We start from the raw sequence: 17,084 nt of genomic DNA, 5'->3' as shown, positions 1-17,084 counted from the left end.
AGTCATGTTACATATTATTCTCATAATATTAAAAATAATAGGTGTGCTGCTGCTGGTCATACTGGGCCTTCTGCTGCTGACAGTGCTCTGCCTGCTTTTTGTTCCGGTTTGTTACCGCCTGGAGGGTATCAGGAATCCGGATGAACTGTCCGGGAATATCCGTGTATCATGGCTGGGCGGACTGCTGTCTGTGAGGGCTGGCATAACGGATGGGAATACATCCCTTGTGATCCGCATTTTCGGTATCTCAATGGACCGGCTGAAAAAAATATTTTCCGGTATAAAACGGTTTTTCAGAAGAAAACCAAAAAGGACTGTTTCGAGCAAAACGGCGGTGAATACGCCGGTCCCGATGGAAAAGACTGAACCCCTGAAGACAGAGAACTCCGGGATGCATGACCAGAGAGAGGATAGGTCCCCGGATAAAACAGCGGACATTCACCGTGAGGAAAAGCAGGAGCGTCCTGGCAGCCGAATCATTTCAAAAGTACGGCAGATCTGGCTGAGGATGCTGGGGATTCCCGCAAAAATACGCAGTGTTTTCCGAAAGTTTAAGTTAACAATAACAGAAATCTATGCTAAAATAAAAAAATGGAAATCGTTTCTTGCAGATGAGACCACAAAAGAGGCAATCCGATTTTTATGGACGACGTCGAAATCACTGCTGAGGCATCTGATTCCGAGAAGGGCAAAGGGATATATCAAATTTGGTTTCGATGACCCGGCGCTGACCGGGCAGGCCCTGGGAGTATGCGGTCTTATCGTTCCCCTGTATAAGACAAAACTGCAGGTCATCCCCGTCTTTGATCAGGAGATTCTGGAGGGCAGGATAGTGCTTGGCGGACATATACTGGGAGTGGTCCTGCTTCGCCTGGGATGGCGGGTATACCGCAGCAAGTCTGTTAAGAAAACAATCAGAAGATTTCAGCACAAGGAGGCATAAAACATATGGCAGACAATACATTTCACAATACGGTTGAGGCATTATTCAAAGGTATGGAGAGTTTTATTACGACCAAAACAGTCGTCGGTGATGCGATCCATATTGGTGACACGATTATACTGCCTCTGGTAGACGTCACGTTTGGCGTTGGTGCGGGAGCATTTGCCGAGAACGCGAAAAACAATGGCTACGGCGGCATGGGCGGTAAAATATCCCCATCGGCTGTTCTTGTCATCAATAAAAACGGCACAAAGCTTGTCAACGTGAAGAACCAGGATGCAATCACCAAGATTTTGGATATGGTTCCGGACATCGCGGATAAATTCACAAAGAAGGACAAAACAGATGAGTATACACAGGAGGATATTGAGCATATACTGAATCAAGAAGAAGAAAAATAGGAGAGTTCATGATCCGAATTATCGGCTTTGTTATGTTTTTCATCGGAATCGGCGTCATGATCGCATTGATCATACCGTCGTCTCTCTGTGAAGTCATAGTAGCATTGATATGTCTTCTGATCGGTTACAATTTATTCTGTTGTTCATAAAAAGACTCTGATATCGTTAATCGGGGTCTTTTTTTCTGATTAGGGGGTTGAAAAAGATAGTCAATTCGCTATTCTGATAATAGGGAATGACCATGGGAGTCAAACCAAAAGAGTCAGCACAGCGTGCGGCAGAAAGGACAGATGAGAGTATGAATGAAAAATTTTTTTCTCTCCCGGAAGAAAAGCAGCAAAATATCATCAATGCGGCGATGGAAGTCTTTGCTCAAAATGAGTACAAGCGTGCTTCAACGGAGTTGATGGCGGTCAGGGCCGGTGTCTCAAAGGGACTGTTGTTTTACTATTTTCACAATAAAAAGGAACTGTATCTGTTTTTGTACGACTACGTGGTGGAAATCATGAAAAGCCAGATTGGAAATCAGCGGATGAGACAGATTACAGACTTTTATGAAATGCTGAGGTATTGTACGGAAGAAAAAGTCAGGATCCTGGGCAGGAATCCGTACCTCATGGAATTTTCGATGAGGGCGTTCTATTCCGTAAAGGAGGAAGTCTCCGACAGCTTGAAACAGATGAATACATCGCTGCTCCAAGTTCTGTATCAGCAGTATTTCGGCCATATAGATACCTCCAGGTTCAAAGAAACAGTGGATCCATACAGAGTATTTAAGATGCTGCAGTGGATGGCGGACGGATATATCCATGAGCTTCAGATGGAAAATAAGAAGTTTGACGTTGACCTTCTCGCACAGGAATTTGGGGATTGGATGGACATGATGAAAAAACTGACATATAAGGAGGAGTATCTGGATGAGTGTCATAGAGATTAACCATATCACAAAAGATTACGGTCAGGGACGGGGAGTTTTTGATGTCAGCTTCGGAGTTTGGCGTGGGGAAGTCCTGGGATTTCTCGGGCCAAACGGTGCAGGAAAAACGACGACAATCCGTCAGCTGATGGGATTTATCAAACCTGACAGCGGATCTCTGACCATCAGGGGCAAAGACTGTTTTAAAAAGGCGGATGAGATCCAGAAGGATGTCGGATATCTGCCGGGGGAGATCGCATTTATCGATACCATGAATGGAATGGAGTTCATACGTTTTATCGCGCGGATGAAAAAGATGAAAGATCTGGGACGGGCTCCTGAACTGATGGAAATGTTTGAATTGAATCCGTCCGGTAAGCTGAAAAAAATGTCAAAGGGTATGAAGCAGAAGATTGGAATTGTATGTGCCTTTATGCAGGATCCGAAGCTGCTCATCCTGGATGAACCGACGAGCGGCCTGGACCCTTTGATGCAGAATAAGTTCGTGGAGCTCATTCTTCAGGAAAAGAAAAGAGGAAAGACGATCCTGATGTCCTCTCACAGCTTTGAGGAAGTGGAGAAGACGTGTGACCGTGCTGCCATCATCAGAGGCGGGAAACTGGCTGCTGTGGAGGAGATGGAGAGACTGCGCACGGGAAGAAAAAAGATCGTACAGCTGGAACTGGAAACCGCCGGGATGGCATCAGATCTGGCAGACGAATTTCCGGGAGCCGGATTGCAGGAACGTACGGTGACTGTGAAAGTGGGAAAGGAAGTCGATCTGCTGATCAAAAAAGCGTCTCAGTACAAGGTTTTGGATATGGAAATCCGCACCCAGAGTCTGGAGGAATTTTTCATGCACTTTTATGGAGGGGAAGAAAATGTTTAGTACGACACTGTTTCGGAAGGAACTAAAATCCAATTACATATTGCTTGTGATCTTCCTGGGAGTTCTGACAATGTATGCGGTGATGATCGTCATGATGTTTGATCCCAGGACGGGGGACAGCCTGCGAGCCATGGCGGAGAGTATGCCGCAGATCTTTGCGGCATTCGGCATGGGGGAGGTCGGTACGACACTGCTGGAATTTATCACCGGGTATCTGTATGGTATGCTGTTTGTGATATTTCCGGCGGTCTTTATCATCATTCTGTCCAACCGGCTGGTGGCGAAATATGTGGACAACGGATCGATGGCATGCCTTTTGGCATCACCTCACCGGAGGAGGAAGATTGCCGCTACGCAGGCAGTATTTTTGACCGTATGTCTTGTATTTCTGGTCGTGTTCGTAACGGCTCTGGTTGCGTCCGTATCTGAAATCATGTTTCCGGGTGAGCTTCAAATGCCTGCGTTTCTGAGGGTGAATGCAGGTCTGCTCGGTCTGCTGATCTTTCTGGGCGGAGTCTGCTTTCTGTTCTCCTGCCTGTTTAATGATTCAAGAAGGGCAACCGGGATCGGTGCTGCTGTCGTGGTTTACTCCGTGCTCGTTCAGATGGTGTCGCAGGTGGGAGAGAAGTTTGAGAATGCGAAGTATGCGACGCCCCTCACACTGTTTGACATCAACGGACTGACTGCGGCTGACGGGGACGCATGGCTGGCGTGCGCCGCACTGTATGTGAGCGGCATCCTTCTGATGGCATTGGGTATCGCTGCTTTCAGCAGAAGAAATCTGCCGCTGTAACTGGGATTGAAAGTGGTCTGGTTGAAATTAATAAAACTGGATATTTTAATAATGCCAATTTTCCGTTAAGATAAGTTTCAGGATGTAAGGGACATTCAAATCATTACGGAAAAGAGGAGAAACATTATGAATCAATCGACACAGACCGCGGTTCGTGAAGCGAGCCACATCAAAGCACTGACAATTACGGCTGTCTTTATTGCGCTGACCTATGTATTCACAGCATTCGTGAATATCCGGCTGCCGATTGCGGCAAACGGAGGGCTGATCCATCTTGGAAATGTACCGTTGTTTATCGGCGCCATGATATTTGGAAAGCGTACGGGGGCTATTGCAGGCGGCATAGGGATGGCGATGTTCGACCTGCTGTCCGGATGGACTGCATGGGCTTTGTTTACCCTGGTGATCGTCGGCCTGATGGGATTCACTGTCGGTCTGATCGCTGAGAAACACAGAGGAATCGGCTGGTATGCACTGGCGATCGCCGCGGCCTGTGTGATCAAGGTGGCCGGCTACTATCTCGCAGAAGTTATTATTTACGGCAACTGGTTGTCACCGGCAAGCTCCATTCCGGGGAATCTGGTACAGATCGGGGCAGCCGCGGTGCTGACACTTCCGGTTGTCGGAAGGCTTCGCAGCGCAGCTGAGAAACTCGGATCTGCAGGAGGGCATGCTGATGTATGAGATCATGACACCGGGACCGACTGCGGTCGCAGAGAATGTGAGAATGGCAAGAAGCAGAGAATGTACGAATCCGGATCTGGACCCGCAGTTTTATGAGTTTTACCGCGATACCTGCCGCATGTTCAGTGAATTAGTCCGCACAGAGAATGAGACGCTGATCCTGGGCGGTGAGGGAATACTCGGACTCGAAGCCGCGTGCGCATCGCTGACGGAGGCGGGAGACCGTGTGCTGGTGTTGGACAACGGGGTGTTTGGGAAGGGATTTCAGGATTTTGTCTCGATGTACGGGGGAGATGCGGTGCTCTATACGACAGATTACCGCAAACCCATCGACCCCGCGGCATTGCAGACATATCTGGAACAGGATTCGGATTTTAAATATGCGACAGTCGTACACTGTGATACGCCGAGCGGTATGTGTAATGATGTGGCGGCGATCTGCCCTCTGTTAAAATCTTACGGTATTCTGACCGTCGTGGATTCTGTCTCGGCGATGTTCGGCGAACAGATGGATGCGGACGATTTTCAGATCGATGTATTGCTGGGTGGATCACAGAAAGCAATCTCGGCGCCTCCTGGCCTGACGCTGGTGACTTTAAGTCAGGATGCGAGGTCTGCCATGAAAAACAGAAAGACACCCATCGCTTCTTTTTATGCGAATCTGCTTACCTTTGAAGACTATTATGAAAACCAGTGGTTCCCGTATACGATGCCGGTCAGTGATATTTGCGGACTGAGAGCAGCGCTTGAGAATATCAGGCGGGAACCTGATATCGTGGCGCGTCATCAGAAGATCGCAGCACGGGTCCGCCGGGCGCTGACCTCCTGCGGACTGAAACTGTACCAGGAGGACGGTTTCTGTGGCACGGTGACGGTGTTCGAAGTGCCTAAGCCCGCTCAAGCGGCAGATATTCTGGATAAGATGAAGACGGAGCACAATATTCTGATTGCCGGATCCTTTGATGTCATGGCGGGACAGGTGATCCGTATCGGACATATGGGTGAGAACTGCCGGGAAGAAAAAGTCAGACGGACACTTGCAGCACTGGATAGGGTGCTCGCTGATCTCGGCGTTTTGATGAAGGGAAGAACAGCAGAGATTTTCTGAAAAAGCAGCATAGTATCGAATAGATACTATGCTACTTTTTTGTGCGTACTTATCAAAAATATTGATTTCAATTATGCTATAAAAGAACAGAAAACGGGAAAAGTAAGAGGGAGGTAATTATGAACGCACAGGATTGTCTGCAGATTCTCAGAGAGATCAAAGATGTTGCTTTCGCCACCGCGGATGGGGAAGGAAGACCAAGGATACGGATCATTGACGTGATGCTGGCGGAAGACAACAGACTGATCTTCTGTACGGCCAGAGGCAAGGCATTTTACAGGCAGCTGACGGACAGACCGGAGGTTGCGGTGACAGGGATGAATCGCCGGTTTCAGATGGTTCGGCTGGAAGGACGGGTAAAAAAACTGGATCATCAAAGAGCTTGGATTGACCGGATTTTTGAGGAAAACCCGGCGATGCGGGATGTATACCCGGGGAATACCAGATATATCCTGGAGCCTTTTTGCATCGAAGACGCGGCGTTAGAGTTCTTTGATCTGGGTGTACAGCCCGTCTACAGGGAAAGCTTTTCAATCGGGGCGGCATCCGGGGTGGAGAGCGGATTTATGATTTCGACGTCATGTACACAGTGCGGCAGCTGTCAAAGCATCTGTCCGCAGCGTTGCATAAAGGAAGGGAAACCGTACAGGATACAGCAGGAACACTGCCTGCACTGCGGACTCTGTGCTGAGAACTGTCCGGCTGAGGCAATCGTAAGAAGGAGATCAATATGTTAAATGATATTTGTACCCTGGTGTTGGAGCGGAAAGGATTCTTCCTGCAGCTTCTGTGGGAACATCTGGAGATTTCGTTTATATCGATCGTGATTGCAGTACTTGCGGGCGGTCTGGCCGGAGTCCTGATCAGTGAATATGACAGGGCCGCAAAACCCACGCTGGCAGCGATCAACTTTCTATATACCATACCGTCGATTTCCATGCTGGGATTTCTGATTCCATTTTCCGGGGTGGGCAATACGACTGCTGTCATCGCGTTGACGGTCTATGCGCTGCTTCCCATGGTTCGCGCAGTGCACACGGGGATCCGGAATGTGGACAAGGGAATACTGGAAGCGGCAAAAGGCATGGGAAGCACGGATTTTCAGATTCTGTACAGGATTAAGATACCGCTGGCGATGCCAGTGATCATGTCAGGCATCCGCAGCATGGTGACCATGACGATTGCACTGGCTGGTATCGCCTCTTTTATCGGGGCGGGCGGTCTCGGTGTCGCTATCTACCGCGGCATAACGACAAACAACGCGGCGATGACGATAGCGGGGAGCATGTTTATTGCGCTTCTGGCACTGCTCATGGATTTCCTGCTTGGAATATTGGAGAAATGCATGGAGCGAAAGAGCAGCAGGGTCAGCAGAAAAAGTCTGGCGGCGAAGTTTGTGACAGGGATTTTCTGTGCAGCTGTACTCGGAGGGATACTGTGGAACACACATAAGGAAGAAGTCATACGGATTGCTACTAAGCCAATGACAGAACAATATATTCTGGGGGAAATGCTGGATCTTCTGATAGAACAGGACACAGATCTGAAAGTGGAGCTGACGCAGGGAGTCGGAGGAGGCACGTCAAATATTCAACCCGCCATGGAAAGCGGAGAGTTTGATATGTATCCTGAATATACGGGTACTGCCTGGAATATGGTCCTCAAAGAAGAAGGAGGGTATACGGAAGAGATGTTTGGAGAGCTGGAGGATGCCTATAAAGAAAAGTATCATATGAATTGGAAGGGCATGTATGGATTTAACAATACTTACGGACTGGCAGTGCGAAGGGAGATCGCCGATCAGTACGGCCTGAAAACATATTCTGATTTAAAAGCGGTGGCTGACCGGCTGGTGTTCGGTGCAGAATATGACTTTTTCGAACGGGAAGACGGGTACGATGCCCTGTGTGATGCCTACCGCCTGAAGTTTAAAAGCACGATGGATCTGGATATCGGGCTGAAATATAAGGCGATGCAGGAAGGAAAGATTGACGTGATGGTGATCTTTACGACAGACGGACAGCTGAGCGCATCGGATGTCACCGTTCTCACGGATGACCGGGGGTTCTACCCGTCGTATATGTGCGGTAACGTTGTTCGCGGTGACGTGCTGGAAGATTACCCGGAACTGGAAGTGGTCTTTGAAGAGCTGACCGGTGTGTTGGATGATGCACAGGTCTCACAGATGAACTATGAAGTAGAATCCGAAGGAAAAGAGCCGCGGGACGTCGCCGTGGAATTCCTGGAGGGACAGGGACTTCTGAAAGGGGCGGGAAAATGAAGGCGGCAGTCGAATTTCAAAACATTTCTAAAATATATGGGGATCAGAAGGTGATTGACTCCCTGAATCTCAGTATTGCAGAGGGGGAGTTTGTGACCTTCATCGGATCTTCGGGGTGTGGAAAAACAACGCTGCTGAAAATGATTAACGGGCTGATCACACAGAGCAGCGGTGATGTGCTGGTTCACGGTGAAAATATAAAAGATGCAGACATGATACGGCTTCGCAGGAATATCGGATACGCCATTCAGGGAAGTGTCCTGTTTCCGCATCTGACAGTGGAACAGAATATCGCTTATGTCCCGAATCTTCTGAATAAGCGAGAGAAGAGGAAAACCAGACAGGCAGTCAGAAAGTGGATGGAGATTGTAGGCCTGGAAGAGGAGCTTCTCCCCAGATACCCTTTTGAGTTATCCGGAGGGCAGCAGCAGAGGGTGGGAATCGCAAGGGCACTGGCGGCGTCACCGGATATCCTGCTGATGGACGAACCATTCGGCGCAGTGGATGAGATCACAAGGAAACAGCTGCAGGATGAGTTAAAAAAGATACATGAAAAGACAAAAATCACCATCCTGTTCGTAACACATGATATTGCGGAGGCGTTAAAGCTGGGAACGAAGGTGCTTGTGATGGACAGGGGAATCATCCAGCAGTATGATACTCCGGAACACATACAACAGCAGCCGGCAACGGAATTTGTGCGCAGACTGGTTGGGGGAACATCCTGATATCAGGATGCTCCCCCATACTATCTTTCAAACCCGTTGAGTGCTTCCACGGCGACACTTCCTCCGCGTATGATCTCAATCCTGTTTAAAAAATATTTGCCGAACATGGCAGCCAGATCATTGTTTTGTTTCTCAGTCTGAATACTCTGAAGCAGAGCGGTTGTGGGAGTATAATCGATCACTTTCACACCAAATACCTGAGAAAGCCTGAAGATCTCAGCCATATCTTTAGCAGTGCAGCAGTTAACCCTTATAAACATAAGCTCTTTCAGATGTATGGCAACATCCGTATAATCCACCACCTTGATAACCTCGACGGCCCGGTTGAGCTGCTTTTTTACCTGCTCGAACGTCCTGTCGTCGCTGGTCAGGCTGATCGTCATCCGGGATACGGTTTCGTCCTCAGTCGCTCCGACCGTCAGGCTGTTCAGGTTATATGATTTTCCCGAAAACAGTCCGGAGATCCGGGCGAGTACCCCGACATCATTTTCTACAAACAGACAGATCCATCTCTTTTTCATTCTCCCTGCTCCTCCTTTTCCAGTATCATATCGCTGAGCGGATTTCCCGGCGGTACCATCGGCAGAACATTCGCCTCCCGCTCAATGATAAATTCAATGACAGTAGGTACAGTACGGGTGTTTTTTGCTTCCATCAGAGCAGAGGCGATATCCTCCGCTTTTGTCACACGGATTCCCTTCGCGCCGTAGCTTTCCGCCAGTTTCACAAAATCGGGCGTGTACTCGGGACATTCCCGGCGGGGATCTGTGCATGCCGCAACACAACTCCTTCTGCGGCGCATGCAGGTGGAAGAATAACGCCTGTCAAAGAACATTTCCTGCCACTGCCTTACATTGCCCAGGTAACCGTTATTCAGGATACAGATGATGACGGGAAGTTCGTAGACCACGGCTGTTGCCATCTCCTGGATATTCATCTGCATGCCTCCGTCGCCGGATATGACGATCACGTCCTTGTCTGGATTGCCGAGTTTCGCACCGAGTGCCGCCGGGAATCCATATCCCATTGTGCCGAGTCCTCCGGAGGTCATCAGCTGCCTGTGCTCGTCGAGCGAGAGGTACTGTGTCGCCCACAGCTGATTTTGCCCGACGTCGGTCGCGATGACGGAGTGATCAAACGTCTCGTTGATCGCGCCGATGATCGCTGCCGGCGTGAGCCCGTCTGCCTCTGAACTTAACGGAAACTGCTGATCCCAGGCTTTGATCTCATCGCGCCACGCATCGATTTTCAGCGGGACCGCCCTCTCGGTCAGCGCCAGAATCGCCTGTTTCGCATCCGCCACGATAGGTACATCGACGGCAATATTTCTGGAGATCGAAGCTGAATCGATGTCGATGTGGACGATGGAGGCACCTTTTGCAAATTCTTCGATCTTTCCGGTGATGCGGTCGTTGAATCTGGTACCGATCGAGAACAGCAGGTCGCAGTGGCTGATTGCTGAGTTGGCGGCAAAGCTGCCGTGAATTCCGATGTTTCCGATATAGAGGGGATGGGAGGTCGGAACGGCGCCTTTTCCCATGATCGTTGTGACAACAGGGCAGCCCGTCAGCTCTGCCAGCTTCGTCATTTCCTTACCGGCATGTGTGATATTGACACCGCCGCCCACTAAAAAGACCGGACGTTTTGCGTGTTTTAGCAGCCCAAGCGCCTTCTTCAGCTGTCCGATATGTACGGACGTACTGGGCTTGTATCCGCGGATATCGATCGTGTCGGGGTACAGGCCGCTGCCGTCCGCCCGCTGGATATCTTTGGGAATGTCGACGACGACGACTCCCGGCTTTCCGCTTCTGGCGATATAGAAGGCTTTCTTGATGGTGCTGTTCAGGTCTTCCCGGTCTCTGACCGTCACGGCATACTTGCAGATACTCCTGGTGATACCGACGATATCGACCTCCTGAAAAGCGTCATTTCCGATCAGACTGGTCGGTACCTGGCCGGTAAAACAGACAAGCGGGACACTGTCATAATTTGCCGTGGCGATCCCGGTCACGAGATTGGTCGCTCCGGGGCCGCTCGTCACCAGGCATACCCCCGTCTTTCCGGTTGAGCGGGCATAGCCGTCCGCGGCGTGAATCAGTCCCTGCTCATGGCGCGGGAGGATGACATCGATATCCGGTTCCTGGTACAGGGCATCGAACAGATCGATGGCCTGGCCGCCGGGATAGGCGAACAGAGTGTCAACCTGTTCTGCTTTTAAAGCGTTTACAAACAGTTCAGCTCCAGATATTTGCATAGATAATTCTCCTTTTTGCAGTATTAATGTTGTGACAGAGGCGGAATACCGCTGATAAACAGTTCCACGCTCCGTTTGATAAAATCCGTCCGGCCCACAGACGAAAGCTTTTCTCCAAAAGAAGCCTTCAGAAAGGTATAGCCGAAAGTCGCAGAAAATATGGTCAGGGCAAGGCACTCACAGTCCAGTGGAGGAAGCTTTCCGAGTTCCTCCATGCTTCGGAAATATTCGGCAAGAAAAGAGATGAATGCCTGCGGGATCTTCATAATAAAAGGTGCGGCGTCCTCATACAGCTGAGGTGCGCGCAGACCAATGGAAAGATTTACGAAATCGGGGGTTATTCGATCCATATAGGCGTTCATGAACATTTCAAGGTCGGGCTGCAGTTCCCAGACGACATCGTGAAAGATATCAGAGGTAACATTGCCGCGCCATTTTTCCTGTTCGATACCGCTAAGTGCAATATCTTTTTTGCTCTTGAATTTCCTGAAAAGTGTGCATTCGTTGACGCCGGCGAGGTTAGCAATGTCTTTTGTAGTAGTAGCGACGTATCCTTTGTCGCGAATCAGACGCATCGTTGCGTCGATGATCTTCTGACTGGTTTCATCCATAATGACACCTCCATGCAAGTACTTGCTTTCGTTCTATTTTATTAAGATATTATGTATTTGTCAATAGTATAATGCCAGGGTTAAAAGATCTTTTGACCCTAACATCATAGTATGACGAAAAAAGGATGTCCTCTCAGGACACCCTTTTCATAGTATTCATAACGATATTCATGAAGAACTAAGCGCGTTCAACTCTGCCGGATTTCAGACATGAAGTACATACATACATCTTTCTGGCCGCTCCGTTTACATTAACCTTTACAGATTTGATGTTGGATTTCCACATTTTGTTAGATCTTCTATGAGAATGGCTCACATTGTTACCGAAATGAGCGCCTTTTTCACAAATTGCACATTTTGCCATGATTGCACCTCCTTGAACATATAATAAGTCCGGAAAGCACATCCAGACTTGCAACAATAGTTATTTTATCAGAAGTTGCCCTGATTTGCAAGAGAAAAATAAAAAATTCAAATTAAATATTTCATTTTCCTGTAAAAAAGGTTATAATACAAACATAAAATACGGGTCATTATGAAACAGAGACTTAAGAACCAGAAATGGAGGAATCCGAATGAAGGGTCGAATCAATACAGAACTAGGAGAAATATCCATAAATCCGGACGTTATCGCCATGTATGCGGGGAGCGTTGCCGTAGAATGTTTTGGCATCGTCGGTATGGCTGCGGTAAATATGAAAGACGGTCTGGTAAAACTGTTGAAAAGAGAAAGTTTAAAACACGGGATCAATGTTGTGCTGAATGACAATAAAATCTCCTTGGATTTTCATGTGATTGTATCATATGGGGTCAGCATTCTTGCAGTAGCTGATAATCTGATCAGCAGTGTCAGATATAAAGTGGAAGAATTTACGGGACTGGAAATTGAACATATCAATATCCTGGTCGAAGGCGTCAGAGTAATAGATTGATTAAGGAGGAACTTATTGTGGCAACAAATACAGTAGATGCCGGAATGCTGAAAAAGATGTTTCTGGCTGGTGCTAAAAATCTGGAAGTGAAAAAGGAATGGATCAATGAACTGAATGTATTTCCGGTTCCGGATGGAGATACAGGAACGAATATGACGCTGACGATCATGTCCGCTGTCAAAGAGGTCAATGGACTTTCCGAAGTCACGACAGACACACTGGCAAAAGCAATTTCATCCGGTTCTCTGCGTGGTGCGAGAGGAAATTCCGGAGTCATTTTATCACAGCTGCTCAGAGGCTTTACAAAAGGAATCCGGGATTATAAGAAACTGGACGCTCCGATTTTTGCAGCTGCCTTTGAAAAGGGTGTGGAGACAGCGTACAAGGCGGTCATGAAACCGAAGGAAGGTACAATATTAACAGTCGCGCGGGGCGCGGCAAAAAAAGCGGTGCAGCTGGCGGAAGAATGTGATGATCTTCAGGCGTTTTTTGAAGATGTCCTGGCGGAGGCTGAGAGTGTTCTGGCCAGAACTCCCGATATGCTGCCCGTTCTGAAGGAGGCGGGTGTCGTGGACTCAGGCGGTCAGGGACTTGTTGAGGTTATGCGCGGCGCGTATGACGCCTTCATGGGAAAAGAGATTGATCTCACATTTGATGTTCCCGTGTCATCCGGGGGCGGCACAGCGGTCAGGACAGAGTCGGAGGCTGATATTAAATTTGGCTACTGTACGGAATTTATTATCATGACGGACGATCATGTGTTCAATGAAAAGGATGAGAACGAATTTAAATCTTACCTGAGTTCTATCGGTGATTCTATTGTGTGCGTTGCAGACGATGATATCGTGAAAGTGCATGTACATACGAATGATCCGGGGCTGGCGATCCAGAAAGCCCTGACGTATGGTGCACTCTCCAGGATGAAGATCGATAATATGAGGGAAGAACATCAGGAAAAACTGATCAAAGATGCCGAAAAGGCGGCGGCAGAGCAGAAGAACCAGGAGCCTCCTAAGGAGGTTGGATTTATCTCCGTGTCCATCGGTGAGGGTATCGGTGAGATATTCAGAGGGCTTGGTGTGGATTATCTGATCGAGGGTGGTCAGACGATGAATCCGAGTACGGAAGATATGCTCAATGCGATCGCATGTGTGAATGCAAGGACGATCTACATTCTTCCGAATAATAAGAATATCATTCTGGCTGCGAACCAGGCACAGAATCTGACGAAGGACAAGGAAATTATCGTAATACCGACGAAGACAGTGCCTCAGGGGATCACAGCTGTGATCAACTACGTACCGGAAAAAACGCCGCAGGAGAATGCACAGGCGATGACAGAGGGCATCGGCAATGTGAAGACGGGACAGATCACATATGCAGTCCGCGATACACATATCGACGATAAGGATATCAAACAGGGTGATATCATGGGAATCGGAGACCACGGGATTCTGGCGGTCGGAGAGGATGTCATGAGCGTGACGAAAGAGACCGTGTCAGTGATGGTGAACGAAGATTCAGAACTGATCAGTGTATATTACGGGGAAGATGTGACGGAAGAAGTTGCTGAGAAGTTAGGAGAAGATCTGGAAGCGGCATACCCGGACTGTGACGTAGAGGTAAATTATGGCGGTCAGCCTATTTATTACTGCATCGTTTCAGTAGAATAGAGCATGGGCATTGCAGGGGAAGAAACATTCTTTGCAATGCCTTTTATTTTTAATTAGTAAGAGGATATATGGCATGGAGACACTGCACACAATCAAATCGATCAAGGGAGTCGGGGAAAAGACAGAAAAATTGTTTGTAAAGCTCGGAATCCGTTCTACAGACGACCTGATCCATTATTATCCGAGAGACTATGATGCCTATGAACCGCCGGTACGGCTCTGCCAGCTGGTCCCGGGAAAAAAATGGTCCGTCACGGGTATGCTGATGCAGGCGCCCGACGTCAAAAAGACGGGAATGCGCGCCGTGGTCACGACCAGGATCAAGGATGGAGATGCTTATCTGACTCTGACCTGGTTTAATATGCCGTTCTTGAGAAATGTGCTGAAGCGCGGCTCTGTTTTTGTGTTCCGCGGGAAAGTGACGGAAAAAAACGGGCGTCTGACCATGGAACAGCCGGAGTATTATACACCTGCCGCATACGAACAGATACAAAATGTCATGCAGCCGCTCTACGGGCTGACAGCAGGGCTTTCCAATAAAGTGATCGTCAAATCTGTCAGACAGCTGCTTCTTCGGGCAGAGTATCGACAGGAATACCTTCCCGCCGCACTGCGCATGCGGTATCATCTGGCAGAGTATTCATTTGCCGTGGAGCAGATTCATTTTCCGAAGAACTTTGAAGCGCTGAAGGAAGCCAGAAGGCGGCTCGTATTTGATGAGTTTTTGCTGTTTATCCTGACGGTTGCAGGATTTAAAGAAAAATCAGAGACGACACCGTCTTCATTTGCATTGAAAGAGGTCTGGAAAACAGAGGAAATCATGGAGCGCCTGCCGTATGAACTGACGGAGGCACAGAAGCAGGTCTGGTTTGAGATTGAACGGGATATGAAGGGCCGTACGGCGATGGCACGACTGGTGCAGGGAGACGTGGGAAGCGGAAAGACCATTGTGGCATTTCTGGCGATGGCCATGGCGGCGGAGAATGGCTGTCAGGCAGCGATGATGGTGCCCACGGAAGTACTCGCCAGGCAGCATTACGAATCCCTGAGGCAGCTTCTGAGTGAAGAGGAGTGGGAGCAGTATGCGCCGGTCCTGCTGACCGGTTCCAACACGGCAAAGGAAAAGCGGGAGCGGTACGAGCTGATCAGGAAGGGAGCCAGCCGCATGATCATCGGCACGCATGCGCTGATCCAGGAAAAAGTAGAGTATCACAGCCTTGCACTCGTCGTGACGGATGAGCAGCACCGTTTCGGTGTGCGGCAGAGGGAAGTTTTTTCTGAAAAGGGAGGCGTGCCGGATGTTCTGGTGATGAGTGCAACACCGATACCGCGAACACTGGCGATTATACTGTACGGGGATCTGGACATCTCAGTGATCGATGAACTTCCGGCAAGAAGACTGCCCATCAAAAACTGTGTTGTGAATCAGGGATACCGCAGGACGGCCTTCCGTTTTATTCAGCAGCAGATTCAGGAGGGACATCAGGCGTATATTATCTGCCCGATGGTTGAGGAGAGTGAGGAACTCGATGCGGAGAATGTCACGGATTATCCGCAGAAACTTGCCGGTTATCTGCCGGCGGAGGCGTCCGTGGCTGTTCTGCACGGCAAGATGAAGCCTTCGGAGAAGAATGAAGTGATGGAAAGATTTGCAGCGAACGAAATTCAGGTGCTGGTCAGCACGACTGTTGTGGAGGTCGGGGTAAATGTACCGAACGCCACCGTCATGATGGTTGAAAACGCAGAACGGTTCGGGCTGGCACAGCTGCATCAGCTGCGTGGACGCGTGGGACGCGGAGATGCACAGTCCTACTGCATTTTCATCCAGGGAAATGAGGATGAAAATACGGCGAAGCGCCTGGATATCCTGAACCGCTCCAACGACGGTTTTTACATTGCGGGAGAAGATCTGAAGCTGAGAGGGCCGGGGGATATCCTGGGAATCCGCCAGAGCGGAATGATGGAATTTCGGATCGCGGATATCTTTCAGGACGCAGACGTGCTGAAAACCGCCAGCGAGGCTGCCGCCATACTGAGGGAGGACAACGGGAAACTCCTGGATTCGCAGGAGTACAGCGGGGTTCGGGAAAGACTGGAAGCGTATTTAAAATATCAGACAGAGGGCATCAGCCTGTGAGAAAAGAAATGAGGTGTGCCATGCAGCCGATCGTTGTAATGGAAGGAATCAGAAAGTATTATCGTATGGGGGAAGTCACCATTCAGGCAGTTGACGGCATCGACCTGACAATAGAAAAAGGAGAATTCACGGTGATCGTGGGGCCGAGCGGCGCCGGAAAAACAACAGTGCTGAATATCCTGGGCGGCATGGATACTGCCGATGAGGGGACGATACTGGTCGACGGAAACGATATCAGTCAGTACCGGGAACGGCAGCTGACCACATACCGCAGAAATGATATCGGCTTCGTGTTTCAGTTCTATAATCTGGTTCAGAACCTGACCGCGCTGGAGAATGTAGAGCTCGCATCCCAGATCTGCCAGGACCCGCTGGATGCGGGGACAGTGCTTGCGGATGTCGGACTCGGAGAGCGCATGCACAACTTTCCGGCGCAGCTGTCGGGGGGAGAGCAGCAGAGGGTCGCCATCGCCCGGGCGCTCGCCAAGAACCCGAAGCTTCTGCTGTGTGATGAGCCGACCGGAGCGCTTGACTATCAGACTGGAAAAGCGATCTTGAAATTGCTGCAGGAGACCTGCAGGGAGAGAGGGATGACGGTTGTCGTGATCACGCACAATCTCGCGATCGCACCGATTGCCGACCGGGTCATCCGCATAAAAAATGGTAAAGTGAGTGAAATGTCGGTGAATACGAAGCCGAAATCTGTAGATGTGATCGAATGGTAGGGAAAGCCT

At 49.4% G+C, this 17,084-nt stretch carries 19 protein-coding genes; 15 read left to right on the top strand and 4 right to left on the bottom strand.

From position 1 onward, the window contains the following. Positions 1 to 4: 4 nt before the first annotated feature. The 11 genes from NQ502_RS01035 to NQ502_RS00985 all read left to right on the top strand — a co-directional run bounded on the left by NQ502_RS01035 (position 5) and on the right by NQ502_RS00985 (position 8,743). Entirely contained in the window at positions 5 to 943 is a 939-nt protein-coding gene (locus NQ502_RS01035) for a DUF2953 domain-containing protein (RefSeq protein ID WP_028528372.1), read from the top strand. A gap of 5 nt (positions 944 to 948) precedes the next feature. Beyond that, positions 949 to 1,344, top strand: coding sequence for a GerW family sporulation protein (locus NQ502_RS01030; protein ID WP_028528371.1), 396 nt, complete (start codon positions 949 to 951; stop codon positions 1,342 to 1,344). 8 nt (positions 1,345 to 1,352) lie between these two features. After that, on the top strand, positions 1,353 to 1,493 hold the full coding sequence (locus tag NQ502_RS01025) for a hypothetical protein (RefSeq protein ID WP_169579917.1): 141 nt from the start codon (positions 1,353 to 1,355) through the stop codon (positions 1,491 to 1,493). Positions 1,494 to 1,585: 92 nt separating this feature from the next. Next, on the top strand, positions 1,586 to 2,281 hold the full coding sequence (locus tag NQ502_RS01020; protein WP_327240955.1) for a TetR/AcrR family transcriptional regulator: 696 nt from the start codon (positions 1,586 to 1,588) through the stop codon (positions 2,279 to 2,281). Then, positions 2,262 to 3,149, top strand: a complete 888-nt coding sequence (locus tag NQ502_RS01015) for an ABC transporter ATP-binding protein (RefSeq protein WP_028528369.1) — start codon at positions 2,262 to 2,264, stop codon at positions 3,147 to 3,149. The genes NQ502_RS01020 and NQ502_RS01015 overlap by 20 nt, the downstream gene beginning before the upstream one ends. After that, positions 3,142 to 3,942 (top strand): ABC transporter permease subunit, encoded by an 801-nt coding sequence (locus NQ502_RS01010; protein ID WP_028528368.1) that lies wholly within the window; start codon positions 3,142 to 3,144, stop codon positions 3,940 to 3,942. Before NQ502_RS01015 ends, NQ502_RS01010 begins: the two co-directional genes overlap by 8 nt. Before the next feature lie 126 nt (positions 3,943 to 4,068). Continuing rightward, on the top strand, positions 4,069 to 4,626 hold the full coding sequence (locus tag NQ502_RS01005; protein WP_028528367.1) for an ECF transporter S component: 558 nt from the start codon (positions 4,069 to 4,071) through the stop codon (positions 4,624 to 4,626). Next, positions 4,619 to 5,734, top strand: a complete 1,116-nt coding sequence (locus tag NQ502_RS01000) for a pyridoxal-phosphate-dependent aminotransferase family protein (RefSeq protein ID WP_028528366.1) — start codon at positions 4,619 to 4,621, stop codon at positions 5,732 to 5,734. The genes NQ502_RS01005 and NQ502_RS01000 overlap by 8 nt, the downstream gene beginning before the upstream one ends. 119 nt (positions 5,735 to 5,853) lie before the next feature. After that, positions 5,854 to 6,471, top strand: coding sequence for a pyridoxamine 5'-phosphate oxidase family protein (locus tag NQ502_RS00995; protein WP_028528365.1), 618 nt, complete (start codon positions 5,854 to 5,856; stop codon positions 6,469 to 6,471). Beyond that, on the top strand, positions 6,465 to 8,015 hold the full coding sequence (locus NQ502_RS00990; RefSeq protein WP_028528364.1) for an ABC transporter permease/substrate-binding protein: 1,551 nt from the start codon (positions 6,465 to 6,467) through the stop codon (positions 8,013 to 8,015). The genes NQ502_RS00995 and NQ502_RS00990 overlap by 7 nt, the downstream gene beginning before the upstream one ends. After that, positions 8,012 to 8,743 carry an ABC transporter ATP-binding protein gene (locus NQ502_RS00985; protein WP_028528363.1) on the top strand — a complete coding sequence of 244 codons (732 nt, stop codon included), beginning with the start codon at positions 8,012 to 8,014 and terminating at the stop codon, positions 8,741 to 8,743. Before NQ502_RS00990 ends, NQ502_RS00985 begins: the two co-directional genes overlap by 4 nt. A gap of 20 nt (positions 8,744 to 8,763) precedes the next feature. Here NQ502_RS00985 and ilvN read toward each other — a convergent pair whose 3' ends face one another. From ilvN to rpmB, 4 genes are all read right to left on the bottom strand, one after another. Next, positions 8,764 to 9,264 carry an acetolactate synthase small subunit gene (ilvN, locus tag NQ502_RS00980; protein ID WP_028528362.1) on the bottom strand — a complete coding sequence of 167 codons (501 nt, stop codon included), beginning with the start codon at positions 9,262 to 9,264 and terminating at the stop codon, positions 8,764 to 8,766. After that, on the bottom strand, positions 9,261 to 10,997 hold the full coding sequence (gene ilvB / locus NQ502_RS00975; RefSeq protein ID WP_028528361.1) for a biosynthetic-type acetolactate synthase large subunit: 1,737 nt from the start codon (positions 10,995 to 10,997) through the stop codon (positions 9,261 to 9,263). Before ilvB ends, ilvN begins: the two co-directional genes overlap by 4 nt. Positions 10,998 to 11,020: 23 nt before the next feature. Beyond that, positions 11,021 to 11,608, bottom strand: a complete 588-nt coding sequence (locus tag NQ502_RS00970; protein WP_028528360.1) for a TetR/AcrR family transcriptional regulator — start codon at positions 11,606 to 11,608, stop codon at positions 11,021 to 11,023. A 178-nt stretch (positions 11,609 to 11,786) separates the two neighbouring features. Next, positions 11,787 to 11,972, bottom strand: a complete 186-nt coding sequence (gene rpmB, locus NQ502_RS00965; protein ID WP_028528359.1) for a 50S ribosomal protein L28 — start codon at positions 11,970 to 11,972, stop codon at positions 11,787 to 11,789. 211 nt (positions 11,973 to 12,183) lie between these two features. Between rpmB and NQ502_RS00960 the strand changes: the two genes are divergently transcribed. The 4 genes from NQ502_RS00960 to NQ502_RS00945 all read left to right on the top strand — a co-directional run bounded on the left by NQ502_RS00960 (position 12,184) and on the right by NQ502_RS00945 (position 17,075). Then, the gene (locus NQ502_RS00960) at positions 12,184 to 12,540 is read left to right on the top strand and encodes an Asp23/Gls24 family envelope stress response protein (protein WP_028528358.1); all 357 of its coding nucleotides are present in this window, start codon (positions 12,184 to 12,186) and stop codon (positions 12,538 to 12,540) included. Positions 12,541 to 12,584: 44 nt separating this feature from the next. Continuing rightward, a complete protein-coding gene (locus NQ502_RS00955; RefSeq protein ID WP_407691156.1) occupies positions 12,585 to 14,213 on the top strand; it encodes a DAK2 domain-containing protein in 1,629 nt (542 codons plus the stop codon). Positions 14,214 to 14,286: 73 nt separating this feature from the next. Continuing rightward, positions 14,287 to 16,350, top strand: coding sequence for an ATP-dependent DNA helicase RecG (gene recG, locus NQ502_RS00950; protein ID WP_028528356.1), 2,064 nt, complete (start codon positions 14,287 to 14,289; stop codon positions 16,348 to 16,350). A 20-nt stretch (positions 16,351 to 16,370) separates the two neighbouring features. Further along, positions 16,371 to 17,075 (top strand): ABC transporter ATP-binding protein, encoded by a 705-nt coding sequence (locus NQ502_RS00945; RefSeq protein WP_028528355.1) that lies wholly within the window; start codon positions 16,371 to 16,373, stop codon positions 17,073 to 17,075. The last annotated feature ends 9 nt before the right edge of the window (positions 17,076 to 17,084 follow it).

It is taken from the genome of Ruminococcus gauvreauii, assembly GCF_025151995.1.
GTDB classification, from domain to species: Bacteria; Bacillota; Clostridia; order Lachnospirales; family Lachnospiraceae; genus Ruminococcus_G; species Ruminococcus_G gauvreauii.
This window is presented reverse-complemented; position numbering and strand designations above follow the sequence as displayed.

Excerpts from the sequence above, each read along its gene's own strand:
- NQ502_RS01035 (WP_028528372.1), top strand. The coding sequence starts at position 5 with ATGTTACATATTATTCTCATAATATTAAAAATAATAGGTGTGCTGCTG.
- NQ502_RS01030 (WP_028528371.1), top strand. The coding sequence starts at position 949 with ATGGCAGACAATACATTTCACAATACGGTTGAGGCATTATTCAAAGGT.
- NQ502_RS01025 (WP_169579917.1), top strand. The coding sequence starts at position 1,353 with ATGATCCGAATTATCGGCTTTGTTATGTTTTTCATCGGAATCGGCGTC.
- NQ502_RS01020 (WP_327240955.1), top strand. The coding sequence starts at position 1,586 with ATGGGAGTCAAACCAAAAGAGTCAGCACAGCGTGCGGCAGAAAGGACA.
- NQ502_RS01015 (WP_028528369.1), top strand. The coding sequence starts at position 2,262 with ATGAGTGTCATAGAGATTAACCATATCACAAAAGATTACGGTCAGGGA.
- NQ502_RS01010 (WP_028528368.1), top strand. The coding sequence starts at position 3,142 with ATGTTTAGTACGACACTGTTTCGGAAGGAACTAAAATCCAATTACATA.
- NQ502_RS01005 (WP_028528367.1), top strand. The coding sequence starts at position 4,069 with ATGAATCAATCGACACAGACCGCGGTTCGTGAAGCGAGCCACATCAAA.
- NQ502_RS01000 (WP_028528366.1), top strand. The coding sequence starts at position 4,619 with ATGTATGAGATCATGACACCGGGACCGACTGCGGTCGCAGAGAATGTG.
- NQ502_RS00995 (WP_028528365.1), top strand. The coding sequence starts at position 5,854 with ATGAACGCACAGGATTGTCTGCAGATTCTCAGAGAGATCAAAGATGTT.
- NQ502_RS00990 (WP_028528364.1), top strand. The coding sequence starts at position 6,465 with ATGTTAAATGATATTTGTACCCTGGTGTTGGAGCGGAAAGGATTCTTC.
- NQ502_RS00985 (WP_028528363.1), top strand. The coding sequence starts at position 8,012 with ATGAAGGCGGCAGTCGAATTTCAAAACATTTCTAAAATATATGGGGAT.
- ilvN (WP_028528362.1), bottom strand. The coding sequence starts at position 9,264 with ATGAAAAAGAGATGGATCTGTCTGTTTGTAGAAAATGATGTCGGGGTA.
- ilvB (WP_028528361.1), bottom strand. The coding sequence starts at position 10,997 with ATGCAAATATCTGGAGCTGAACTGTTTGTAAACGCTTTAAAAGCAGAA.
- NQ502_RS00970 (WP_028528360.1), bottom strand. The coding sequence starts at position 11,608 with ATGGATGAAACCAGTCAGAAGATCATCGACGCAACGATGCGTCTGATT.
- rpmB (WP_028528359.1), bottom strand. The coding sequence starts at position 11,972 with ATGGCAAAATGTGCAATTTGTGAAAAAGGCGCTCATTTCGGTAACAAT.
- NQ502_RS00960 (WP_028528358.1), top strand. The coding sequence starts at position 12,184 with ATGAAGGGTCGAATCAATACAGAACTAGGAGAAATATCCATAAATCCG.
- NQ502_RS00955 (WP_407691156.1), top strand. The coding sequence starts at position 12,585 with ATGCTGAAAAAGATGTTTCTGGCTGGTGCTAAAAATCTGGAAGTGAAA.
- recG (WP_028528356.1), top strand. The coding sequence starts at position 14,287 with ATGGAGACACTGCACACAATCAAATCGATCAAGGGAGTCGGGGAAAAG.
- NQ502_RS00945 (WP_028528355.1), top strand. The coding sequence starts at position 16,371 with ATGCAGCCGATCGTTGTAATGGAAGGAATCAGAAAGTATTATCGTATG.